Origin of the sequence: Photorhabdus sp. RM71S (assembly GCF_042879355.1) — a bacterium.
Taxonomy (GTDB): Bacteria; Pseudomonadota; Gammaproteobacteria; order Enterobacterales; family Enterobacteriaceae; genus Photorhabdus; species Photorhabdus kayaii.
Genome location: NZ_JBHFKV010000023.1, coordinates 39,612 through 65,187, shown reverse-complemented (window position 1 = coordinate 65,187; position 25,576 = coordinate 39,612). Strand labels below are relative to the sequence as shown.

Genomic DNA, 25,576 nt, shown 5'->3' with positions numbered 1-25,576 from the left:
ATTAGCCCGATTTGAGTTATATGAGTCAATTTTTAAAGAGATAAAATCACTCAATCGGGTTATTCTATACTAATCATAGCACCTACGTCCCGTAATAAACGATGATTTAGCGCAAAAACTTGTTCAGAAAAACCCAGGATAAAAGCTACGTCTAATGTCTTCTTATTTTCCTCTACCCATGCTTTTGGCGGATATGGTATTGGCTGGCTGGAAAGCTTACCTGCTGGGTTTAAGTAGCGCTTATTCATCTCATTTAATATGTTCCTGTGATTACAGATTGCTACATTCCTGAGCTGATAACCATCGTAGTTAATTATTTTACGTACCACACTTCATCCGAGAACATGACAAAAATGGGTGCTTGGCTCATCGTGAATCTGGTGTAGAGTAGAAAACTATTCTTCACCAGACCCACATAAAGAAGAAAAAATTGCCGCGATACGATAAATAAATAACACGTTGGGCTATTGTAAGAAAGTGTAGCGATATTAGTCACGCTTATTTAATGACACACTAATTTTTTATGATAGCGCCTTGATAATCTAATTGTCGCCAGGCTTCGAAAACGACAACAGCGACTGAATTGGAAAGATTCATACTGCGGCTGTTTGCCAGCATTGGGATACGGATTTTTTGTTGTGGTGGCATATTATCCAGTACGTAAGGCGGTAGCCCTCTGGTTTCCGGCCCGAACATTAAATAATCCCCGGCTTGATAACTTACCGCACTATGTGCCGGAGTTCCTTTCGTTGTGAGAGCAAACAAACGAGCAGCAGATCCTTCTATTAACTTTTCATTCTCTAAAAAAGCGTAATAATCATGATGTTGTTTAACATTGGCAAACTCATGATAATCCAGCCCGGCTCGACGTAGCCTTTTATCGTCCCAGGTAAAACCCAAGGGTTGAATCAAATGCAATTGGAAACCGGTGTTAGCACAAAGACGAATAATATTACCGGTATTAGGTGGGATTTCAGGTTCAAATAAGACGATGTTTAGCATATGCCCCCCAGAAACAAGGGGCACAGATTAGCAGAAATCAGGAGGGGATGCAGGGGGATTTCATCTCTGGTTTATCTGTTGGAAAATCCTTCAGAGATTGCTTATCACTCGGATATATTCATTTGCTTGTGGCTACAATATGGCTATTATATAGACAAATATTGAGTGAGGTTTCTTATGGCTGATACTGTTGTACGTGCCCGAGTTAATCCTAAATCCAAAGCGGCGGCGATGGCTAATGCGAAAGCTATGGGGCTGAGTCTTTCCACTATAATTCGTATGGTGGTTAATCGTCTGGCTGTTGAGCCAGAATTACCTGCTGAGTTGCTGCAACTTAATCAGGATACATTACAGGCTATTCGAGATCTGGAAAATGGCGTAGGTGTTCACCGAGTTGATACGATAGATGAACTAAAGCGTGATCTTGGATGGTAAATAATGCTAAAGATTGTTTACCAAAGCGTTACCGTGAACATTCATTAGCAGACCAATATATTGGTTACCTTGAATGCCACGGAGCGCCAGATATTTTGCTTATTTATTAGCGCACAAATACTGAATTGAAACTATATCGAGTAGGTAGTCATTCGGATTTATTCTGAATTTTGCTTCTTTTAAGGAATCAAACAGTGTAGGTATACACCTTAATTAGAGCGAAAACCATTGGGGTTATTCTTCTGCCAATTCCAGCTATCACGCATCATATCATCAATATTGCGTGTTGCTTGCCAGCCAAGAATATTACGGGCTTTGAATGGATCAGACCAACATTCAGCAATATCCCCAGAGCGTCTGTCTGTGATTTTATGTGGAATTTCTTTACCTGCTGCCTTTTCAAAAGCATGAAGTAAATCAAATACAGAATAACCAGAGCCTGTTCCTAAATTGAAAACTTCGTAGGATAGTTGTTTATCCAGATAGTTAATGGCGGCAATATGGCCTTCTGCCAAATCCATCACATGAATATAGTCACGAACACCGGTACCATCTTTAGTTGGGTAATCGTTACCATAAACTGATAAACATTTCAAACGACCAATAGCAACCTGAGTGATATAAGGTAGCAGATTATTGGGAATACCGTTAGGGTCTTCGCCAATCATACCTGATGGATGAGCACCGACGGGGTTGAAATATCTTAGACTGGTGATTTTGAAACTTGGTTCGGCAGCGGCAAAATCTTTTAGAATTTGCTCAACCATCAGCTTGGAAGTGCCATAAGGATTAGTTGTACCACCAACTTTGGCATTTTCCGTGAGTGGTACAGATTCAGGATCACCGTAAACTGTTGCGGATGAACTGAAAATTAGTTTATGTACGCCATTGGTGCGCATAGCCTGCAACAGAACTAGGGTGCCAGTAACGTTGTTTTGATAATATTCAAGTGGCTTTCTAGTAGATTCACCAACTGCTTTTAATCCAGCAAAATGGATGACTGTATCTATTTTGTTTTCCTGGAAGATTTGATTTAGTAAATTTAGATCAAGTACATCACCTTGATAGAATTTTACTGATTTACCAGTAAGTTCTTCAACTCTATGAAGAGATTCAGGTGATGAATTGCAAAGATTATCAATAACAACAACATCAGCCCCTCTTTCCAGAAGTGCTAATACTGTATGTGAGCCGATATAGCCGGCTCCGCCGGTGATTAGGGCAGGCATTTGAATATCCTTATGTACTTATATTATAACTAGTTTATTCTTTTTTTGAATTTATGCTAACTAAGACCAGTCTAATGTTGCTTTTTATCATTCCAGATTGAATCCGGTGTAACTGAAATCCAGCAATATATACCCGTTATCTTTCAAGCTGCCTCTTTGTTGGCTGCACTTGCTCACCCCGGTCACATAGTTAGCTATGCTCCCGGGGATTCGCTCCCTTGCCGTCGCGATGCATCTTGAAATCCATAGGGTATAAAGATAAATTAATAGCACATAATCAGAAACGAGAATGTAGATCAGTAAAAATCAAGGGGATTCTAGAAGACCTATTGAGAGATGCTTTCCCTTTCTGGTGCGCCACCAAAAAATCCATAGACATTTCCATAAACAAAAGAGTCTACAGATACAGGGGAACCCATTAAACTTCTTATGTCATCGTCACTATATCCAGCAAAATCCATTAAGAAGAATGGAATGTCATAATGGCTATTTTTCCCCCTGTGTAATATTTGTTTAGTCATAGGGCTAAAGTCATCTTCTTTGTACTGGCCAAAAATAAATAATGGCACTTCTCCTTCTGTTTTCATCGGATTAGTAGTTGTACAGTGTGTCATTTTTTCATTTAGTTTCTCAAAGTTTTGACCATGATCAGATGTATATATGAAGATAGTATCTTTTTTATTTTTATTTAATGACTCAAAAAACAAATTTGTATTATGGAAAACTAGATTCTTATATGAATTTATTATGTGTTCTTTAGATTCAATTTTAATATTGTTGCTATTCATATTTGGTAAAAATATTTTTTTTATTCCATCATTCGGATAAGGAAAATGGGCTCCTTTTTTTATAATTAATATGAAATTTTTTTCTTTATTTTTAATGATTTTGTTTACTAGTTTTGCAATTTCTATATCGTCTTTCTTAAATGATGATTTGATTACATTAACTTTACCATTTTCTAATTCTTTTGAGGTGAAGAAATTGTGTCCATTGCCATCTAATTGTGCGTCAATTAATATATTTTTGTATCCTGCTTTACTCATTACATCCCAAATATATACGTTTGATTTTATGTCAAAGACTTCATGTTTATATCTTGACATTTTTCTAATTAAAATATTAGTGTATTGGCTACAATTGGCATAGGAAGAAGCCTTGCCAAGGTTAAGTAACTTATGGATCTTAAATAAATATGGAGTGGTTCCTGTATTATTGTTTATATCTATAACGTCATATCTTATTGATTCATCAATAATTAATATTATGTTTTTAAATTTTTCTTTAGGTATGTGTTTTAATAATAAATGCCTATTGTATATATTGTGATCTAGATTTTTATCTAGATATAAATCTATGTAATAAGCGGGAATAATTGCAGATGGTGGCATGCCTTCAGCACCTTGCCCGGTTTTTTTATAAAATATAATTCCAGATATCAATAAGATTGAAATTAATATTATTGATATTCCTAAAGCAGCTGCCTTTAATTCTATTTTTTGGTTTGGAAATATAAATAGAGATATAATAAAGGGGAGATGTAATATAAAAGACAAGGTTATCACATCTTTATAGGTAATAAATGCCTCTTTAAGCATAGAGATTGAAGATGATAATGAATAAAAATCAAAGTAAGACATCATAGTTCCTGATGCCTTATAATATGAAGTGTAAATGATAGATAATATTATAAGGGTAATTATAGTTAGTATTTTAAGTTTATTTTTATATAAAGATATTAAATATACCCCTATTATAAAAAACAGATTTATTATAATAATAATCGCTACCGTTAATATTGTTTCTATTGTTGGGCCGGGTCTAGTAAGAACAAATAAGATCTTCTTAAATAGATAAGGATTTATAAATAAAAATGATATTGTTATGAAGATAAATTTAACAAATAATCTCGATTCTCTACTTAATAGTTTCATGATTTAATTACCTAAATAAAAATCATAATGATTTTCCTGTTGCAGTATATATTACGTTTTGTTTTCTAACTATTTTTTTAAAAGCTTTTTATACGAGGAGATCACTTTGGGGAGAACTTAATCCGGTTTCTGTGATCTGCTTTGTTGCTAAACGGAAATAAACCATCTGCTGGATTGAACGATTAATAATAGGAACGATACTCTGTAATCATACTTACCAATATATGTGGAAATCGCTGAAAAAAGTAAATTAATTTATGACCACCGTTTCACTATTTCTGGGGAATAGAGCAGGAATAGTAAAAGTGTAGAGGCATTATGAAAAGCTATTTAGTTCTATTAATAAGAATTGATATGATTATTTTCTTCGAAATTATTTGATAATATTATATAATCTCATAAACTATTATCTATTCCTAGGATATTGATTAATTTCTTGTTTACTTTATGGCAATCATATTTTTTCCTTGCTATTTTGTAGCTTTCTAATCCCATTCGTTCTATGTATTCAGGGTATTTTATGAAGAAAATCATTTTTTCTGCTAGTATTTCAGCAGACCATGGAGGGACTAAAAAACCATTTTTCCCATCATGAACTGTTTCTTTACATCCAGGAACATTAGTTGTAATGATAGGACGACCTATAGCCATTGCTTCCTGAGTACTTCTGGGGACTCCTTCTCTATAGTAAGAAGGTAGTACAAAAACATCACTATTTTTTAGCCACTCATTTACGTTGTTAACAAAGCCAGGATAAGTGATTATTCCAGAATTATTTAATTCGTCTAATTGCTCTTTACTTATTGATCCTGGGTTAGAAAAATCGATGTTACCTAAAACATTAAATGTAGCTTCAGGATATTTTTTCTTAACAATTTTAGCTGCATTAATATATTCAAAAATTCCTTTTTCTTTTAAAAGTCGAGCTATAAAAATAAAAGAAATGTTATTTTTTTTAGGTATAAAAGCGAACTTATAATCATTTAAATTTAGCCCTATTCCACCAAGTACGAAGGTTTTGACATTTATCTTATATTTATCGACTAGATCTATTTTATCATCTGGATTTAATAAAATTAATCCATTTATTTTAGGGAGTGTTATTCGATACAATAATACTTGTATTGATTTTAAAAATATCCGTTTCCAACTTATACCTTTTTCCTGTAAGGTAAAACAAAACCCTAACCCTTCCAGCATAGCAAATATTTTTGGTATTTTAGCCAACTTAGCAGCGAATGAACCATAAATTGATGGTTTTGAAAAATAAGATAAAACAATATTTGGTTCAATATTATTGAGCTGTTTAGCTAATTTTAACGTATTTTTTATGTCGATGAACGGATTTAGTCCGGAACGACTGAGTTGATATTGAATAGGAGTAGCTCCTAATTTCTTTATTTTTTCTTTTTGTTCTTCATCATAATCTATTGCTAAACAGAATACTTCGTTATCTAAACTAACTATACTTTTAATTAATGTTTCTCTGAAGTTAATCATGGATTCTGCTGTTGTTCCTATAAGTACAATTTTCATTTTATCTCTTATATAAGTTTAGCCATTTAGATGCTATTTCTTTTATTGAAAAATTTTTTATGATGTGGTTTCTAGCATCCAATCCTAGATAGTATTTTTCATCATTATCTTTATCTATGCTATCTTTCATTGCTTCTGATAAGGCTTTTGAGTCTTGTATTGGTACTAAAATACCATATTTATCCAATACAGATTTCACACCACCACTATCAGTTGCTACTACATAGCGTTGGCACGCCATTGCTTCAGCGACAACTAATCCAAAACCTTCATATTTGGAAGATAGTACAAATGTATCACAGGAGCTCATTATTTCTGATATATCATTTCTAGCGCCTAGGAAATTTGTATATTTATTTATATTTAATTTAATTGCTAATTCAATAAGTTTATTTTTTAATGGACCATCGCCTACAATTATTAGATATGATAAAGGTCTTTCTTTTAGGAGTAATGAAAATGCATATAATAAATTTTGGTAGTCTTTTTGCTCTTGTAAACGACCAATTGCTATAAATAAATGTTGCTGATCTGAGATAGATAACCTGGAGCGAAATAATTTTCTGTTTTCTTCAGAATAAAAAAATTTACAAGCGTCTATGCCATTTGACATAACAAGCATTTTATTAGGTTTGACAGCTCTCTTCATTATAAAAGAATAAACAGCTTCTTCGCTCACATTGGTATTTACATTTGATAAGAAATTAGTTAAACGATAAAGAAGCATTCTAAGTTTTCCTCCTTCATTAGTGTTATGTGCTGTACATATGAGTCTTGGTATTTTTACGAATGCTCTTAATATTCTTGAAAAAATGTTTGCATGGAACATATGAGAATGAATAATATCAGGTTGATGATATAAGATTATTTTTTTAGCCTTCCATAGGGCCTGTAATAGTCCTAGAGTGCTTTTTCTCATAGCCAATTCGTATATATTTACTTCTCTGTTTTCCGGTTCAACTACACTTAGACCTGTAAGGGATATGATGGATACTCGATGGCCTAGGAGAATAAACTCGTCAGCTAATGCGCAGACTTGTTTTTCAGCTCCACCAATATTTAATCCTGTGATAATAAAAATAATGTTCATTATTGTTAATGGGTGGTTTCAAATTATATTGATAATAAAATATTTGTTTCTATATTTTATCAGTAATTATTTTTTAATGGTGCTTAATGAAAATATATATATAATTATTCTTATAACATTTTTTAAACGAAAACAGTAACGTAGGGAGAGGGTTGTGTATAATAAATAAGCAGGAATAATATTATTACTTTTTCTCAAATATCTTTTTGAAAAATTATTATTATATTTCAACCAATTAATTATTTTATTTTTGAGTTTATGGAAATATATATGATCACCTAGTAAAGTTGATTCAAGATTATTGAGATAATAGATTATCATATTATGGTTATTACATCTGTTATTTATATTTTCATCGTCATTTCTTCTAGTAGTTGATGTCGGATTATTCCTATAAAAATAAAAAATATCCTTTGTACCTATACTTTTATTTGCCAGTAAACTAATTATGAAGATTTGCAATATATCTTCACAAGATTTTAGTTTGTCTTTTTTGAATTGCATAATTTTAAATGCATCCTTAAGTAAAGATTTTTCAAATAAATGACCGCATACTGGATACATTTTTATTCTGCGATTACTTTTATTACCTATAAAAATATCGTATGCTATTGCTTCATTCGACTTTATTTCTGTAGAGCCTGTAATAAATGTATGTTTCTTTTTATATGGTATTGTTTGCATGCCAAAGTTAATAATATCAGCATGATTTTTAATAGCTAACTCATATGTAAGTTTACAGGTATTTATATCAATAAAATCATCTGAATCAAGATATAATATATAATTTCCACTAGCATGTAATGTCCCATTTTTACGTGAATAAAAAGGTCCTTTATTGCATGTGTTTTTCAATATTACAATTCTATCATCTTTTTTTTTATATTGTTCTGCTATATTAATTGTGTTATCTATACTGCAATCATCAATTATTATTATTTCAATTTCTTTTAATGTTTGATTAATACAAGACTCTAAACAATCTTGTATATATTTTTCCGTATTGTAAGCAGGTATTATTATAGAGATTTTGGGAGACATATATTAACGATAAAAGAAATAAAATGGATTGAGGTCAAAAATTGGATATTTTGCCCAGTATGGATCCGTAGCTAAGCTAAAAAATACAGAAGATTTTGTAAGTATGAAATGTAATAGTCCAAGAAAGAAAATAAAATATGAAATAATGAAAAAACGAGGTTTAAATACGATATACAGGAAATAGCCTATTAAACAACAAAGTACAATATTTAACCTTGTAGATAATAGATAAAAATTTAGCAGGGATATATAACTGATAAATATAAAAACAATTATGTTCTTCCATTCTGATTCAATTGTTTTCCAGTTGAAAACTATACCTAGAAATATGATTGAAATATACATTAATTCACGATAAACAATCGAGTTAGTATGTATATGAGTATAAAACCTAGCTTTTTCCGATAATCCTCCGATTATATGATTTTCAGTTATTATATTTATGATATTATGAAAATTCATGGATAGAATAAAGAAAAAAATAAAAGTTATTAATATAAGAATTCTATTGTATTGCTTTTTCATCAAAAAGGAATATATTAATCCAATAGGTAGCGATGTAATATGAAATATTGTGGCAATAGATAAGTAAATATAAAATTTGCAGGTTTTCCTATTGGAAAGTGAAAATAGTAAAAATATAATAGATAAGCTTTGCCGTTGGGCTGTTCCAAAAACATTTATATTAGAAAAGACTAAAATAAAGGCTAAGATTATATTTTTGTCTTTATTAGAAAAAGTACGTAATCCATTATATTCAAGCCATATCAAAAATAAAATAGAACAAATAATAAAGTTAGTATTTGAAATTTCAAGTATAGAGAGGTTAGGTGTTATTATATGGATTAGTTTATATAATAATGGCCAACCAATCTCTACGCCTTCACCGTAATAAAATATATAATCTTCAATGGGAGATATACCCATTGCCATATAGTTTTTATAGTAAGACGATAGGTCTGTACTTATTTCATGGGAGAATGATCTTGATAAGTCAATATAGCGAAAGCTAATTATAGATATAGTGACTATTATTATTCTCACTAACGGAATAATATAAGTAGAGTAGAAAAATAATATCAGTATAGATGATATGAAACTAAGAAATGGGGAAAAAGGGAATAATAAAAATGGGAATAATACAGGTAATAAGACATTATTCTCCATTCTTAATATATGGTTAAATACTTTTATATTAGAATCCTGCATTATTAAATTCCTGTATCATCATTTATAGAATTTAAAAATTTTTCAGAATTTTTCCTATTTTCAGAGACTATTTTATTAACTAGGGAGTAGTTAATTTTTTCTCTTTTATTCATATTAAAATTGTTTGATATTTCTCCTGATATAATTAATCTATCTTTTAATTTTAATAAGCTAAGTAGTGATACAAAACGTTCCATACCTCTTTCGTTATTGCCAATTACTAGGAATTGTTTATTAAATATGATAGAAAAAACCATGCCATGGAAAGAATCAGTAATAATGAAGTCAGCATTATAGAAAGCAGTTAACCATTCGGGAATGGTTATAATCTCATGTTTATTGAAACCTAATAGGTGTTGTGTTGATATATTTTCCCCTAAAGATTTTTTTATATTTTTTATTATTACTTTCTTATTTTCACTTTCATCTAGAACATAAGTGAGTAGTTTTTTTACATTGTTCTTTTCTTGTCTTTTTGCGATAAATTGTTGGTAGAATTTTGGATTAATTAGTAAAGTTGGATCTAACACATGAGTAGCACTAGTATAATTGAAAATATCGTTACAAATTTTAACACCTGAACTTTCACGTACAGAAATGGCAGTAAAATCAGCCAATAAATGGGATATTTCAGATATTTTTTCCGGTGTTTCCCAGTGATTTTTGCCGAAAGAAGCAGCGTAAGCAATTTTTTTACAAGATATTGAATCTACAAAATTTAAAAAATAGGCTGCATAAAATGGATCATTAATATATGCCATCCTCCATACTTGATCACTTCCTACGATCACAACATCGAATTGATAATTTTTTGCTATTTTGATTAAACTATTATGTGTGTAGATAATCTTAGTTTTGTTAGGAATATAGTGATCAATAAAAATTTTGTGTGTTTTGTATTGTTTCGCTCTATTTCTAAATCCTCTATAATTTTGATTTGGAATTAATTCTAAAGCTTTTATTATAATTTTTTTCCATAGAGGATTATATAAATGTTTTTGTATTATGGTGACTTCATAGCCTTTTTCTGTTAGGTAATTATATAAAGCAATACATTGTAATATTCCACCATAATTATTAATTAAAGGCTGAGTTAATATTCCAATTTTCTTCATTTTTTATTATTGCTCTCTAACTTTTTAATAAAAGATTTATAGTTTTTACGTTTTGATGAACATACAATATTATCTTTATCAGGATAACCTATAGCGAGATATGAAATGATTGTGTGCTCAGGGGAAATATTTAGTCTTTTACGTAATAAACGATCGTTTTTTGGTAATTGGCTCCAGTTCAGGACACAAGATGCAATTCCTATTGAATGAAATGTATATATTAAAGACATTGCAAACATACCTCCATCTATCCATGGTTGATATCTCTCATGTGGGCCATAAAAAGCTTTTAAATCTGTAGTAATTATCATCAAATTAGGAATTTTATGTCCAAAGTGGCTATTACCATTTTGTAATTCTAAGGCTAAATCTCTAACTTTAGGGTCGTTAGTATGATAGACGTGCCAATGCTGCCTATTACAAACAGATGGTGTTTTAGTTGCGAGTTTTATGGCATATTCAATTTTTTCATCAGATACAGTTTTTGTTCTGAATTCTCTTAGTGTGTAACGGGAAAAGAAAAAATCTTCTGGATTTTCTAAACGTCCTTTATGGAAATCGGCTAATGATAAATGCTTGATTCCATGCTCGTCATCAGATGTAAAATCTAATTGTTCTAGGAATGCTTTGATTTCTTTGGAACGAGCAATATTGATATTTTCAGGAAGAGATATGAATTTTTCTAGAATTTGTTTGGATGCTTTATCATGATAATCAATATCTCTCGTTTTTTGTGCTATTTTTAAGTTAGTTACTAGAATTTCAGCATTACGCCAGCCATGTCCAAGTTCGCGTTGTTTATAACTCATACTTTTCTCTAAGCCATGATAAATTAACATACTGAAATAATTTCTTTGGCTGGTTTCATACATATTTTGTTTCCAACCACCATACTTCAAGAATCTATGAAAATCGTAAATAGATCCTGTTATCAGATTATGCCTATCTTTAAAAAATCTGTATGAAGGCCTCAATAGTGATTTTATTTTGTTTTTAACAGACATTAAATATTTCCTTTATTTTTAGTCATAGGAAAATATATTTTTTATTTTAATAAAATATATAATTAATAAGAAACTATTACAGATTATATTGGTAATTATAGCCCCTGTAATTCCTAAGTGTGGAATTAATATGAGATTTAAAATAAGGCTCAATAGTGCAGATAGTCCCATATATTTAACTTTATGTATCATATTGTTTTGAGTTAGTAATATAGAACCCGCACTGCTAGCTATGTATACAATAGGTATATTTATAGAAAGAAATTGTGTGATTTTTACCGCACTGTAATATTCTATGCCAAAAAATAGTGGGATAAGGTGAGGAGTAAGAAACCAGATAGTTAGCATAACTATTATTCCTAGTCCTCCCATAATATAATTGCCTTTTATAAATGATTGATAAAAAAGGTGCTTATCATGATAAGCCCATCGATGTAACTTTGGTAATAAGAATTTCTGGTATATAACATTTGGTAGTATCATTGCTGCAGAAATAAAAACAAATGCAATATTATAATATCCTGCAGCATCGGGACTGATTAAATATTTTACTAATACAATACTTAATTGAAAATAAATCAAATAGAATAAACCAGAAAATCCGTATGGAGCAGCACCTTTCATAATCGTTTTAACGGATATGTTAAATTCTCTTTCTTTTTTTGTTTTTTTGTGTCCTTGAAGATTAAAATTTCCTTTTTTGAATTGATTTACCTTTATGCCACCAATAGTTCCAATGATTAATGCAACACTTACATAAACAGTGGCTATTATTGGTAAGTTAAAAGGAATATTCATAATATAATTAATAATAAATAGGAAAATGAATCTTAATAATGGCTGGAGTAATTGCCAGATGGCTAGTTGATTATATTTTTCCTCAAGCTGCAGTATTGCACTAGTGAGTTCTATTGCTAATTGTCCAAATATGATAAAGGACATAATCATAGCAGTTAATTTGAGTGATATTGATCTTTCTATTAGGGCTCCCCAGAAAATTAAGAAAACTAATATACTTAGTGTGCTTATATTTATGAATTTTAATGATAAAGGAACCCATGACATACCTTGCCAACCATGTTGACCAAAAATCTTTAGCCAATATTGAGAAATTCCAAAACCACAAAGAGGAGCTATAGTAGTTATTAGGAAAAATATAGCGGAATAATTGCCTAAAGCTGTTGGTGTTAAATTACGAGCTAAAATAACCTGACATAGAAATCCTAATATTGCTCCTAATAGTGAGCCAAATGAGAGTATAAATAGATTGAATAGACTTTTGCTATATTTCATAAATAATAAAGTATTTTAATCATTTGATTATATGAATGCCCTAGCGTCAATTTGTTCAGCCTAACTCCTTTAAAATGTTTTTGTAAAAAAATCCAAAGCTACCGCACTAGGTTTTTGGCTCCCAGAGTGCCTGTAATATTCGGAAATCTTATCTATTGCACTGATTTTCCAATACTTTTGTCTGTCTTAACAAAAAGTAATGGGGGATAAGATTTTGTAACTAGTTGTGGGGAGATTAGACTGTAAACTTATCTGGGTCAAGCTTAACAGCCAACTTGTTTAACTAATTGGTAGAATATAGTTAGCTGGAATCTGTATTACTGCTCATGGAATGGCGGTTAGATTTTACCAACAACGTACTATGACGCCTTGCTTTTCAACAGGTTTCCTTCTATTCCATTCGCTTCGGGATGTGGCAGTATTTCTGTGATGTCCGTTCGGTAGTAAAGCTTAATTGTGACATCATGCTTATTTAGCATTGTGGTTGGTGAGATTTACACTATTACCATCCTTCAACCCAAAATCTTTGAAGGTATAGGTAAATCCAGCGGTGATTGTTGTTTAAAAGTGAGGGAAGGAGAGAGTGGTTGGTGTAGGTTCGAGAATACTTGGCAATATATTATTGATGACCAACAGAGCTTTAGTAGTTCTCTTTAACTATAGCATTAAAACGAACCTAAACTTACTTCGAATAGAATCACATTCATTTAAGCGTTAAGATCAGTTTCTTGATGTTAAGTGGATTTACAGCAGTCAGGAATGAACCAGCGGAGACGCCTACACATAGGAGCAATAGCTTGATAGAGATGGGTTCATCTACCAGCAAATAAGCAAAGATGACCGCCCAGATAGCGTAAGTGATGTTTAAACTCATAGCACGGATGGGTTGAAGCATGCTGATTGCTTTGTAATAGAAGAGGTACGATAGTGTAGCGACCAGAGAAGTGAAGAATAATAAGGAGTATAATTCTATATTTGAGAAGATATGTGCAGCACCAGGAAAAGAGTGAATGAATAATACGATGATGATTAAGTAACCCACCGAGGATGATAATTGTCTTATAAAATAAGCGATATCAGCAGGTATATCTTTATTCATGCCATAAGAGCTGATAACAACTTCAGAACTCCAGCCTAGTGCGCATATGAAAGCGAAGAGAAAGCCTATCCAGCCAGATATTGTCTGAGTGGATGCTGAGTAACCTAGTATCATAGTAGATACAACGGCTAATATTAATCCCAATATTCCGATAAGGTGAATACGATCTTTAAGTAGAAAAAAAGAAATGAGTGCGCCAATAGCAGGATAAGTGGCTGAAATGGTTGCTGTGTAGCTAATACCAATGTATTGAATAGCTAAGATATAACAAGACATGCCCATTGGGCCGCCAAATATAGCCGCTAGTATGATTATTCCATTTTTCTTGTTTTTGGGGATAAGACGTATCGATTGGTATTTTCCTTTAACTATAAGATATATAAACATATATCCGCATGAAATCATATCATTCAGGAAAGCGAGTACAATGGGAATGAAAAAGTAAGAGGAAAGAGCAGTGTTTTTTAATAATAATGCGAAAAGTACGCCGCTTAGCCCCCAGAAAACACCAGAGGATAATCCATAGGCATTAGCTGTTACTTTACGGCTTGTGAACATAGCTATTTGGGTACTTTTTCATAAATTTATAGGCTCATATTAAGAGGCTAGCTTCATAATTTCCAGATGTTTAATCATTCTCCTTTGTTGAAGGAAGAAATGAAGGAAGTATAATGCATATGATATATACCCGTCATCTTTCAAGTTGCCTCTTTGTTGGCTGCACTCGCTCACCCCGGTCACATCGTTATCTATGCTCCCGGGGATTCACTCCCTTGCCGTCGCGATGCATCTTGAAATCCATTGGGTATATCTAATAATGAGGTTTTTGTTAGCTTGTTATTTTAATTTTCGAATTATATGATTTTTAATTGCTCATGTGTTAAAAATTTCATGGGCTTATTATTTGTCCAGCAGGCTAATGTCGGCGATATGATTTTCAGCCAGTTTCATGACATGAATGTATTTATAGATATTATTTTAAAAGGTCGTAAATATAATCTTTAGGATGAAAGTCAATAGGAGCATTGATAAGGATCTTCCTAATATTTTCGAAATCATAATTTTCACAAGATGTTTTTAAGTCATTTAATAGTGGATTTAATTTATCCCAGGTCAGAAAAATTTCATTGGCGGTCATGATTCTCGGGTGGTTGGTGCCAGAGACATTATCACCAATTAATAACTCTTCATAAAGTTTTTCACCGGGTCTTAATCCGGTAATTTTGATTTCGATATCGCCATGAGGATTAGTTTCATCTTTCACTGTCAGTCCGGAAAGGTGGATCATTTTCCGGGCGAGATCATAAATTTTTACTGATTCTCCCATGTCCAGAACAAAAACATCGCCATTATTGCCTAGTGCTCCTGCCTGGATAACTAATTGGGCGGCTTCTGGGATCGTCATGAAGTAACGGGTAATTTCTTTGTGGGTGAGGGTGATTGGCCCACCACTTTTTATCTGTTTTTCGAACAGGGGAACAACGGAACCGGATGAGCCAAGGACGTTGCCAAAGCGAACCATTGAGAATTTTGTATGGCTGTTCTCTTTAGCGAATGCTTGTAATATCAGTTCTGCAAATCTTTTTGTTGCGCCCATTGTGTTTGTCGGGCGGACGGCTTTGTCGGTAGAGATTAATACAAATTTGTCAACTTTTTGGTTAATTGCTGCTTTAGCAAGTGAGAGGGTACCAAAAATGTTGTTATTAATGCCCTCTATGGTATTCATTTCTACCAGAGGAACATGTTTATATGCCGCAGCATGGTATATGGTATTAATGTTAAATTTATTGATTATCCTATTTATTTTGTCTGAATTTTTTATATCACCTAAAATTGCAGTAATGGTTATATTTAGATCTCTGTCTGAATTTATCTTTTGTAACTCTTTTTCTATTGAGTAAAGGCAATACTCGGTTAATTCAAATAAGACTAGTTGAGAGGGGGACTGAGTAATGATTTGTCTGCATAACTCTGATCCGATGGAACCACCGGCACCGGTAATAAGAACGTTTTTGTTTTTGATGTTTTTACTGAGTAAACTTTGTAATGGGTTTACTTGTTCTCTTCCTAGTAGGTCGTTAATGGAAACGCGTTTCAGTGAGTTTATTTGAGCTTTTCCTTCAACCAGATCATTGAAACTTGGAATGGTGAGGATTTCACAATGTTCTTTTTGAAGTCTTTCAAGTATTTTTTTTCTATTAGATATTGATGCACTGGGTATGGCTAATAGTATTTTCTTTATATGATATTTTTCTACTAAGATTGTTATTTTTTCTGGAGCGAAGACATAAACCCCATGAATTGATAAATTATGTAATTTAGTATTGTCATCAATAAAAGCAATCGGGTTGAATTCTCTATGTTCTCTTAATATGGGTAAGAGTTGCCGACCAGATTCTCCTGCTCCATATATAATAACAGGCGCGCCTTTATATTTTAGTAAGTTACGTAGCGTTCTATAGACAAATCTTGTGCCGCAGAGTGAGATAACTAAAAATGAAAAATAGATAATTGGTACCGTTCTGGGTAAAAATGCTTGCTGGTATAAGGAAATTGCAGTCAATAGTAGAGTAGATAGAAATGAACCAATAATGGCCCATTTCAATATACTCATATTAACATATTTTAATATCGATCGATAAAAGCCAATTCTTAAGAAAATAAATAACGTGAGAGGTATGGCGAATATAATGGTTAACCAATGTTGTAAGCTATAGATGGGCACTTCTCTATCAAGGCGTAGCCACATACTTAGCCAGTATGAAATAATGATGATAAATATGTCTACAATCAGAAGAATGATAGTCTTGATTAATCTGTCTTGGTTAAAAAACATTTTTTTGTTTATCATTGTTAATTACCTAAAAACTACTTTGTAAATGGTTTTAAAGATAATCTTCAGGTCATAGAAAAATGACTTTTTATCTATATATTCTAAGTAGTATTTGGCTTTTATCGGCATAATAATGTCGATATAGGCTTGATGAGGATCTTTATATTGACTCAATATCTGATTTTCATCGATCATTTCTATGGAAGCCAAATCTGTTATGCCGGGTTTTAGCGATAATATTTTGTTTCTGACATCATCTGGATATTTGTCCATAAATTGTGGTACTTCGGGTCTTGGGCCGACTAAGCTCATTTTGCCGCGAACAACATCAATGAGTTGCGCTAATTCATCAATTTTATATTTGCGTATGAATTTTCCAGAGTTGGTAATACGGTGATCATTACCTATAGTAAGTTGTCCTTTTTGCTCTGATCCAGTGGTCATGCTCCTAAATTTGTGAATATAAAAATCTTGATTATATTGGCCTACTCGTTTTTGTCGGAAAAAAATAGGCCCTTTCGAATCCATTTTTATCCAGATGGCAATAGTTATTAAGATAGGAAATAATAGAATGAGTCCAATAAGAGAAGAAATAAAATCAAATAGCCTTTTTATAGCTAAATAATATGTCATCATTTATGCCAAGATCTCTTTAATTGTGTTGATAACGTAGATTTGGTCTTCTTTTGTCATCTTGGTATATAAAGGAATGGATACAATTCTTTTAAAATTTTCTTCTGCGACTGGGAAGTTATTTTCATCAAGAGAGTAGGTATTTTTCCATATGGGTTGTTTATGCAGTGGGATAAAGTGGACAGAGCAGCCGATATTTTTTTCTGCCATTTTTATGATAAAGTCATCTCTTGATATTTTGGCTTCATTATTTAACCTGATGGTGTATAGATGCCAGGCGTGTTGGCTATTAGGTTCTTTAGGTTTGGTGGGTAAGATAATGGGCAGATCTTTTAGTTCGTCATCATAGAATTTAGCCATCTCCTCTCTTTTCTTGTGAAAAGTGTCTATTTTTTGTAATTGATGGATGCCGATAGATGCACAAATATCTGGCATATTATATTTATAGCCCGGCTCAATGACTTCATAATACCAGGCAGGTATTTTAGATTGATATCTATCAAAGGCGTCTTTGCTAATGCCGTGGAGGCGCATTATTTTTGCTCTTTTTATGATATCTGGATGTCTGGAGACTAGCATGCCACCTTCCGCTGTCGTCATGGTTTTATTGGCGTAAAAGCTGAATACAGTGACATCGGTATTTAGGGTGCCAATTTTCTTTCCTTTATATAAAGTCGGAAATGAATGAGCTGCATCTTCAATGACTCGCAGATTAAATTTTTTAGCGATAGTAATGATGGCATCCATATCACAGGATAAACCGGCAAAGTGCACAGGTATAATCGCTTTAGTTTTGGTAGTTATTGCTTTTTCTATTGCTGTTGGATCAATATTCAGGCTGTCAGGTAAGGAATCAACAAAAATGGGATGAGCCCCCAGATAACGGACAACTTCTGCGGTTGCCGTAAAGGTATAGGTAGGAACAATGACTTCATCACCCGGCTGAATACCAATGGCTTCCAACGCTAAATGCAATCCCGCCGTGGCTGAGTTTACCGCAATGGCTTCAACATCAGACTCTAAATATTGGGCAAAATCTTGTTCAAATCTTCTGGTTTTAGGTCCGGTGGTTATCCAGCCCGTTTTAAGTGAGTCAATGACTTCATCAATTTCAGATTGTCCAATTTCAGGTAATGCAAAAGGAAGGAATTTATTATTCATGATTGATGATTGCCTTTATGAAATTGTCTGCTAATACGGAATAAGCGTGATTTTCTAAAGCGTAAATTTTGCCTCGTTGCCCCATTTGGTTTAATTCGTCAGTTGATAACTCACTAAGCCTTAATAAGGCTTGAGCAATATCTTCTGGCTCGCCTGATTTAACTGTAATACCGCAATTCACGTCAGAAACGGGATCATTACCGGCGTCAATTGCACATAAAATAGGTTTGCCCGCCATCATGTAATCAATAAGTTTATTCGGGCTGATGCCAAATCTGAATAATGATTGCTTTTGTAACCCTATATAGGCAATGTCAATTTTATTGAGTAGTGTTGGGATTTGAGTTTTGGGGATAGGATCAAAGAATATAATGTTATTTATGCCCAGTAATTTAGATTCCTCAATTAAATTATCCTTTTCAAGTCCCGTGCCGACTAATAAGAATGTCATCGGTTTATCATGAAGAAGTGAAGCGGTTTTGAGCAGTTTTTCTAGCGCATTTGGGCGTCCGTGGGCGCCGCTATAGCATACAATTTTATGCCCTTTATTTTTCTCTGTTACAATAAGTTTTTCTAGTGAACTGTTTAACGGAGTAGGTTGATTTATCCAATCCTCTACAACCACGCCATTAGGGATAATATGTAATTTATTGAGATCTAATCCATGTGCTTTCGTATGTTCTTGTACATTTGGGAGCATGGAAATAACTATATCCGCATATTTATAAGCCGCGTTTTCAGCAAGTTGGCATAATTGAATAAATGGATGTTTAGGTGACATTCCACCTAATTCTATGGGCGAAAGAGGCCATAAATCATGCAGTTCAAAGACCAGTTTTGCATTAGCTTTTTTGGCGAGACGTTTTGCAATCCATATATCCATAGGATATGTACTTGAAGCAATGACAATATCAGGTCGATATTTTTTGATTAAATTATGGCTATCAAGCCAAATTTGTCGTAAAAAAGAGAAAATATTTTTGACTCTGGATAATCCGTTTCCGTTGTAGTTTGGGGTTGGATACCAGACATATTCTAATCCATTAATATTTTCGGTGGTTTTTTTATTATCTATTAGTTTGGGTTGTTTTGTCCGAACATGAGAATAAGAGGCTGCGAGTAGGGTAATATTATGTCCCGATTTAACCCATTCTTGCCCTAAATGATATGGACGAAACTCCATACCCAGGTCCGGCGAACCGGCATAGTGGTTTATATAGACGATATTCATAGTAATTTTTCTAATTCGTCAGCAATGCGTGTTGCAGCGATACCACCACCATACATGGATTGAATTGAGTCCATATCGATTCCAATCATGTCATGAACGGCTTGGGTTATTTTTTTATTTTCAGCCTCCGAGAGTTTGTTTACGCCTGCTGCAATTAATTCTACCCATTCAGTTTGATCCCTCACGGTGACACAAGGTTTCTTGAAGAAGAAAGCCTCTTTTTGGAGTCCACCGCTATCGGTAATAATCAGGGAGGTGTTTTTAAGTAGCCAGATCATCTCTAAATATCCCACTGGCTCAATTAAATGAACATCTAACTGTAAGCCGTATTGTGCTAACACTTTTTTAGTCCTTGGATGAATCGGCATAACAACAGTATCAATTCTTCTATGTATGTCGTTTAAGGCGTTCACTATTTCAGTTAGACGTTCCTGATTATCGGTATTTTCAGCACGATGGAGCGTGGTTAATATAAAGTTCTGTATCGTATCCAGCCCATCAGGTTTTTTCGCCATTTGGCTAAAATATAAAGCGGCATCTTCCATCACATCACCGACTTTTTTGATATTAACGGGCTTTGAGCCGAAGCCTTCTTTTTGTAGGTTATTGACGGCGGTGTCTGTTGGACAGAAGAGAATTGAGCTGACATTATCGGTTAATATTCTATTGATCTCTTCGGGCATCTGCATATTGAAACTACGTAAACCGGCTTCAACATGGATAATGGGAATATCTAATTTAGATGCGGCTAATGCGCCCGCTAAAGTCGAGTTTGTATCACCATATACCATAACGGCATTAGGTTTTTCTGTGATAAGGACTTTTTCAATTTCAATGAGCATCCTCCCGGTCATTTCACCGTGCGAGCCGCCATGAATATTGAGTGTGTAATCCGGTTTGGGAATGGCTAATTCATTAAAAAATATATCAGACATATTAGTATCAAAATGTTGACCGGTATGAATGATAATCTCTTTAAATTTATTATGATTTTTTAAAGCGCGAGACACTGGGCTGGCTTTAATGAATTGTGGTCTGGCGCCTAATACGGTAATAATTTTTTTCATATCGATTAACGTCCAATTTGTTGGTAAAAGTTGTTAAGTTTATTTTGTTCAATATCCCAATTGTATTTTTCATTGACTGCGATAAGCCCATTACTACCCATTTCTTCTGCTATATCAGGGTTATTTGATAAGTAGTCTATCGCATTCGCTATTTCTTTAGGGTTTAATGGATCGACACAAATACCACAATGGTTTTTTACAACAATCTCTTTCCATAATGGGAAATTTGAAGCGATAACAGGGATGCCCGCACTCATATATTCGAATATTTTATTGGGTTGGGCATCAATATGATTGGGGAGTGGATGATATAGAACGATACCCGCAATAGATTTAGATAATAGTTCTTTGGTTTCTATGCGATTTAAAAATCCCAGTGCATCTATTTTGTGCCAATTTTTCATGCTTTTTATTTTATTCTCTAGATTGTTATCCGAAAAATTGCCCGCGAGTTTCATTTTTGTATTCGTCGTGAGGTGAGAGAGGGATTCAACCATCTCGGCTATACCTCTAATGTCGGAAATGCCGCCGACATAGCAGACTTGTTTTTCTTTTTCGTGCCAGTTGGCATGTTTATTATGCAACTCGCCTAATATGGGATAGTTATTAATGTCTATGGTGTTGTTATTGAGTTTTAAGAATTTATCTCTTATTGACGGTGTAGCCGTAATAATGCCGTCAAATTTAGGCGTCGAATACTTCTCGTAGAGAGCGAATAATTTTGAGATAATAATCTTAGTAAATTTATTTAAATAGGGCTTGCCAAAAATTTGTTTAGGGACATCCTCATGGGAATCAAAAATAACTATTTTACCTTTCTTTTTCAGTTTTAGTCCGATAGGGATGAGCTCTGGATCATGGAAATGATATAAGTCAGAATCTAATTCTAATGCTTTTTTATAAACTTTATTGGTTGTTTTAAAGATTCTATTTAATCGACCAGGTAATATACCGACATCAATGATAGCAATGTTATTCTTGATTTCATTACCTTTACCATCTGCGACAATAAGGGAGACCTCATGTTCTTTTTGTAAGGCAGAACATTCTTTTAGGAAAATACGGGTGTCGAAACGTGGATGTACCGAGGTCATGTGTGTGATTTTCATAAGGGTATTTTGTTAGTTTTCGTTGGGAATAAAAATAATAATATGCTTAATGCCAGCAGCCCATAGGTCAGTAGCAGTGCTGTAATCGCTGAGTTTGATATTGTGTATACGAAGGGTAAATAGAGTGTTGTTGAAAATTCAAATGGAACTTTTTTTGAACTCAGGTTCATTGCAAAGAGCAATATATTAAATATAAAAAAGTTTATGATTAAACCCAGTGTGCCGTATCTGGCTATACCGTCGCCAATAAAGCCAGTATTCGCTGAACCTGAGGTGCCATAATAGATTTGAGAAACTATTTGAGGCGCTTCTGTCGTAAATTCACTGTTGTTGTTGTAGATATAATCATAAAAGTAATAGGTATTTAATGTCGGTGTGAAGAATACTCTGCGTAGCCAATGTATCAGTGGATCATAAAAATCGAAAATAAAATATAATATCCCGGCAGCAAGGAATAAATAGAGAATGATATTTATCACCGAGTTACTTATCGATCTTGTTCCTTTTATATAGAAGAATAGAATGATAACGGCGAGATTCATGAATGCTATGCTTTTTAATCCTGAGGAGCTGTAGATTAAATAGGAAATCATAATGCTTATTGTAATGAGGACATATTTAATCGGACCTCTGATATAGAGTGAAGCTAATAATAGCAATGGTGAGATAACATATCCCCCATTGGTGATGATGTACATAGTGAGTAGCGGCGTGTTGTCTTTAAAGTGCTGTCTCACGGAATAAACTTTAAATATATTAGGAGGTATTAAATTTAATCCAGGATTACTCATGACGAATAAGAGTACAATAATACCACATCCTATTATCAGTATTTTATATAAATCCCACGGGATTTTTAGTTTCGGCATGGTTATTCTATCTATTATCCGAAAGAATAATATAGATGAGAAAAATAATATGTTTATTGTGCATACGAAAATGATTGAATAGACAGAAGCTGAATTAATCAGTGGGAATATAATTGATACCGGTATAATGTAAGTGATATAGATTAACCATAAAAAAACCATCACGGGATTTTTTTGATTGTTGAGTAAAATGAGTGGTAAAAATGATATCCAACAGAAAAAAATACTTAAGTAACCTTGTGGGGTAATATTATAGCCTCTTACCTCATGGAATGTATCTAATATAAGCACTGAATTCAGGTAGATAATAACCTGATAGATAAATATTTTCAGGATTATTTTAATATTATTTTGCATTTTTTCTGATAAAAAAGTAAATGGATGATAATACTAAGATAGACAGAAAATACATAGTGATGAATTGATAGTATGCCCAACTTGTAGGGCCATGTTTTATGTAATAGTACCCGCTATTAACGGCGGAGTTATTCCAATTATTATATAAATCTATTATTTTTTTATTTTTAAAATTTTGATTTCTATCTATTAGATCTTTTAAAAGAAGGGTATGTATTTTATGATATTTAATGTTGCTTGGATTGCCAATTAAATCATAGCTGGACCATTCGTTTTTTATGTTGAACTTAAATATATTATGACTGATTGATTGATATAATTTATCGGATATTTTGGTATTTTCATCTATATTTAGATAATTTTCAAAAGATTCAATACCATAAGTAGAGTAGACCATACCGTTTAATACAAAAGCTAATTGGTCTGAATTGGCTTGAGGATCAACATACTCTTCAATCCAGGGCATATTATCTAATGTTGTTAAACTTCCGCCTTTATGGATAGGCGCGAGTGATGATTGATATAGTAATTTCGAAGTCAGCAAATATTTATCATCACCAAAATAGTCATAAGCTCTTAATAAGAGAATAATGGCATAGGCATCGGTTAGCCCAGACCACCAAGGGGCATAGAGTTTATTATTTTTGTAGCCTTTATATGACCAATCAAAATCATATAAGTAATGACTTTCACCATGAAATAATTTTATATTATTAAATAACCAATCGGCTGAAAATTTAAAATTAGTAATTAATTCATTTTGATTGAATTGAGGTGGCGGTACATTCCATCCCGGTAAGGATGAATCGGTTCGCCATAATATATTGGTGTTATCTTTATTATTTAAGCCTAAAGAAGAGTATATCAGACCATAGTGGACAACATAAAATGGGGATAAGAATGGCTCTGGAATATGAGGTGAGTGAGATAAAGGAAAACCATTGCTATTAAATTCGCGTTGAGTGAATTTCCCTTTCATGACTAGGTTTCTCACATTGCCATTGAATTCGTCTAGCTCATAAGCATATTTATTGAATGTATAGCTGACAATCATCACGATAATGATATAGGGAATTATTTTTATTATGATTTTCTTCATGTTAACCTTCTTTATGCATGAAAGATAATTTTAAAATATAAGCCGTACTTGTCATATAAAGAACAAAACTTGTGAGTGAAAATAATAACAGGGTAAGGTAAATATCGCCTAATAGATATCCAGTAAGGAGGGCGATTAATCTTAATATAATCGATATTGTTTGAATAAATAAATTGCTTTTCTGATGTTCATAGATGGATAAATATATCGATAACGATGAATATATTATTTGTCCGCATAAGTGCGGTATTAAACATAATAGATATTTACCTGATTCAAGCCATTCTTCACCGAAAATAAAGCTTATGATCGGTATGCCCGTGAAGTATGTCACTATAGCGAATAAAATAGCAATGAGCGTTAGACAATAAAATGTCTTTTTTATCTTTAAGAAAGGTGATATAAGTGTGTCTTTTAAGTATCCTTGTAATATAGACGAAACGGTTTGGGTTAATAGTGTAATTGGAGCGCCTGATATTCTGGATGCAATTAAATAAAATCCTGCCGATTTTAGCCCATAGGTGGACATGATAAATAATTGGGGCAGCTCATTACTAAACGTGTTAATTGAAGCTGCAGGAAAATCATAAACTGGAAATCGATAATATTTCTTAGCCAGTAGTCTTATTTTTCTAAGTTCATGTTTGCTGATAATTAAACGATATTTGGATCTTTTACTTAAAAATAGGACACCTAATGATTGACCTAATATTTGGCCTAAGATGAGACTGCTTGCGCCTAAATGGGCAATGCCGCCAATGATTTGGGTGCTAATCATGGCAACTGTTTGCGTTATTTTAGTGATAGAGAGTGCATAGTATTGTTTTTCTCTTATACTATTGAAACTCACTGCCCGATAAAACCCATAAGTGATAATACCTAGTGGGATATAGTATATATAGTTTCCTATAATTATTTTTTCTGGTGTTTTAGATATTGCAAAAACAGTGATAACTATTAGGCTAATGGTTATTGGAATAATGCAAGATAATGTGACTAATGAATTAATTTCACGATTTTTTTCTGATGAACTTATTGAAAATTCATAACGAAGACAAGCACCAACGGCAAAAACACTTAAAAGCGATGAAAAGGAAGCATAAATACCTAATTCTTCCGGTGAAAATAGTCTTGTTAATACTGGCGTTGATAGTAATAATAATATCTGGCTGAATAATGATGAGAGTAATAAGCCAGATATATTCCTCAATAATTTATAATTCATGGATT

At 32.8% G+C, this 25,576-nt stretch carries 23 protein-coding genes; 2 read left to right on the top strand and 21 right to left on the bottom strand.

What is annotated here, in order from left to right; genetic code table 11:
• Window positions 1-59: 59 nt before the first annotated feature.
• The gene (locus ACGF5R_RS13560; protein WP_387691268.1) at window positions 60-248 is read right to left on the bottom strand and encodes a hypothetical protein; all 189 of its coding nucleotides are present in this window, start codon (window positions 246-248) and stop codon (window positions 60-62) included.
• Between the two features lie 265 nt (window positions 249-513).
• Window positions 514-1,002, bottom strand: coding sequence for a tRNA (uridine(34)/cytosine(34)/5-carboxymethylaminomethyluridine(34)-2'-O)-methyltransferase TrmL (trmL, locus tag ACGF5R_RS13555; RefSeq protein ID WP_112877802.1), 489 nt, complete (start codon window positions 1,000-1,002; stop codon window positions 514-516).
• Window positions 1,003-1,179: 177 nt separating this feature from the next.
• Here trmL and ACGF5R_RS13550 point away from each other — a divergent pair, with 177 nt between their 5' ends.
• Both ACGF5R_RS13550 and ACGF5R_RS13545 read left to right on the top strand, forming a co-directional pair.
• Window positions 1,180-1,437 (top strand): type II toxin-antitoxin system RelB/DinJ family antitoxin, encoded by a 258-nt coding sequence (locus tag ACGF5R_RS13550; protein ID WP_387691266.1) that lies wholly within the window; start codon window positions 1,180-1,182, stop codon window positions 1,435-1,437.
• On the top strand, window positions 1,431-1,547 hold the full coding sequence (locus tag ACGF5R_RS13545; RefSeq protein ID WP_387691264.1) for a type II toxin-antitoxin system YafQ family toxin: 117 nt from the start codon (window positions 1,431-1,433) through the stop codon (window positions 1,545-1,547). Before ACGF5R_RS13550 ends, ACGF5R_RS13545 begins: the two co-directional genes overlap by 7 nt.
• A 99-nt stretch (window positions 1,548-1,646) precedes the next feature.
• On the opposite strand, the gene galE is transcribed toward ACGF5R_RS13545, so the two are convergent.
• The 19 genes from galE to ACGF5R_RS13450 form a co-directional block, all read right to left on the bottom strand.
• On the bottom strand, window positions 1,647-2,666 hold the full coding sequence (gene galE / locus ACGF5R_RS13540) for a UDP-glucose 4-epimerase GalE (protein WP_387691262.1): 1,020 nt from the start codon (window positions 2,664-2,666) through the stop codon (window positions 1,647-1,649).
• 326 nt (window positions 2,667-2,992) lie between these two features.
• Complete coding sequence (locus tag ACGF5R_RS13535) at window positions 2,993-4,600, bottom strand: sulfatase-like hydrolase/transferase (RefSeq protein ID WP_387691260.1); 1,608 nt, start codon at window positions 4,598-4,600, stop codon at window positions 2,993-2,995.
• Window positions 4,601-4,996: 396 nt separating this feature from the next.
• Entirely contained in the window at window positions 4,997-6,136 is a 1,140-nt protein-coding gene (locus ACGF5R_RS13530) for a glycosyltransferase family 4 protein (RefSeq protein ID WP_387691258.1), read from the bottom strand.
• Window position 6,137: 1 nt separating this feature from the next.
• Window positions 6,138-7,226 (bottom strand): glycosyltransferase, encoded by a 1,089-nt coding sequence (locus tag ACGF5R_RS13525; RefSeq protein ID WP_387691256.1) that lies wholly within the window; start codon window positions 7,224-7,226, stop codon window positions 6,138-6,140.
• Between the two features lie 66 nt (window positions 7,227-7,292).
• On the bottom strand, window positions 7,293-8,267 hold the full coding sequence (locus ACGF5R_RS13520) for a glycosyltransferase family 2 protein (RefSeq protein ID WP_387691255.1): 975 nt from the start codon (window positions 8,265-8,267) through the stop codon (window positions 7,293-7,295).
• A gap of 3 nt (window positions 8,268-8,270) precedes the next feature.
• Window positions 8,271-9,194: an EpsG family protein gene (locus ACGF5R_RS13515; RefSeq protein WP_387691277.1), complete on the bottom strand. Its 924-nt coding sequence runs from the start codon at window positions 9,192-9,194 to the stop codon at window positions 8,271-8,273.
• A 284-nt stretch (window positions 9,195-9,478) separates the two neighbouring features.
• On the bottom strand, window positions 9,479-10,591 hold the full coding sequence (locus ACGF5R_RS13510) for a polysaccharide pyruvyl transferase family protein (protein WP_387691253.1): 1,113 nt from the start codon (window positions 10,589-10,591) through the stop codon (window positions 9,479-9,481).
• A complete protein-coding gene (locus tag ACGF5R_RS13505; protein WP_387691251.1) occupies window positions 10,588-11,595 on the bottom strand; it encodes a nitroreductase family protein in 1,008 nt (335 codons plus the stop codon). Before ACGF5R_RS13505 ends, ACGF5R_RS13510 begins: the two co-directional genes overlap by 4 nt.
• An 18-nt stretch (window positions 11,596-11,613) precedes the next feature.
• Complete coding sequence (locus ACGF5R_RS13500) at window positions 11,614-12,888, bottom strand: oligosaccharide flippase family protein (RefSeq protein ID WP_387691249.1); 1,275 nt, start codon at window positions 12,886-12,888, stop codon at window positions 11,614-11,616.
• A gap of 703 nt (window positions 12,889-13,591) precedes the next feature.
• Window positions 13,592-14,545: a DMT family transporter gene (locus ACGF5R_RS13495; protein ID WP_387691247.1), complete on the bottom strand. Its 954-nt coding sequence runs from the start codon at window positions 14,543-14,545 to the stop codon at window positions 13,592-13,594.
• Window positions 14,546-14,960: 415 nt separating this feature from the next.
• Entirely contained in the window at window positions 14,961-16,838 is a 1,878-nt protein-coding gene (locus ACGF5R_RS13490) for a polysaccharide biosynthesis protein (protein WP_387691246.1), read from the bottom strand.
• A gap of 6 nt (window positions 16,839-16,844) precedes the next feature.
• A complete protein-coding gene (locus ACGF5R_RS13485) occupies window positions 16,845-17,456 on the bottom strand; it encodes a sugar transferase (RefSeq protein ID WP_387691244.1) in 612 nt (203 codons plus the stop codon).
• Entirely contained in the window at window positions 17,457-18,614 is a 1,158-nt protein-coding gene (locus ACGF5R_RS13480) for a DegT/DnrJ/EryC1/StrS family aminotransferase (protein ID WP_387691242.1), read from the bottom strand.
• Window positions 18,607-19,845, bottom strand: a complete 1,239-nt coding sequence (locus ACGF5R_RS13475; protein WP_387691240.1) for a glycosyltransferase family 4 protein — start codon at window positions 19,843-19,845, stop codon at window positions 18,607-18,609. Before ACGF5R_RS13475 ends, ACGF5R_RS13480 begins: the two co-directional genes overlap by 8 nt.
• Window positions 19,842-20,912, bottom strand: coding sequence for a non-hydrolyzing UDP-N-acetylglucosamine 2-epimerase (wecB, locus tag ACGF5R_RS13470; RefSeq protein ID WP_387691238.1), 1,071 nt, complete (start codon window positions 20,910-20,912; stop codon window positions 19,842-19,844). Before wecB ends, ACGF5R_RS13475 begins: the two co-directional genes overlap by 4 nt.
• Window positions 20,913-20,917: 5 nt before the next feature.
• The gene (locus ACGF5R_RS13465) at window positions 20,918-22,006 is read right to left on the bottom strand and encodes a glycosyltransferase (protein ID WP_387691236.1); all 1,089 of its coding nucleotides are present in this window, start codon (window positions 22,004-22,006) and stop codon (window positions 20,918-20,920) included.
• 11 nt (window positions 22,007-22,017) lie between these two features.
• The gene (locus tag ACGF5R_RS13460) at window positions 22,018-22,890 is read right to left on the bottom strand and encodes a hypothetical protein (RefSeq protein ID WP_387691234.1); all 873 of its coding nucleotides are present in this window, start codon (window positions 22,888-22,890) and stop codon (window positions 22,018-22,020) included.
• Window positions 22,891-23,236: 346 nt separating this feature from the next.
• Entirely contained in the window at window positions 23,237-24,346 is a 1,110-nt protein-coding gene (locus ACGF5R_RS13455; protein ID WP_387691232.1) for a D-glucuronyl C5-epimerase family protein, read from the bottom strand.
• A gap of 1 nt (window position 24,347) precedes the next feature.
• Window positions 24,348-25,571: a lipopolysaccharide biosynthesis protein gene (locus ACGF5R_RS13450; RefSeq protein ID WP_387691230.1), complete on the bottom strand. Its 1,224-nt coding sequence runs from the start codon at window positions 25,569-25,571 to the stop codon at window positions 24,348-24,350.
• Between the last annotated feature and the right edge of the window lie 5 nt (window positions 25,572-25,576).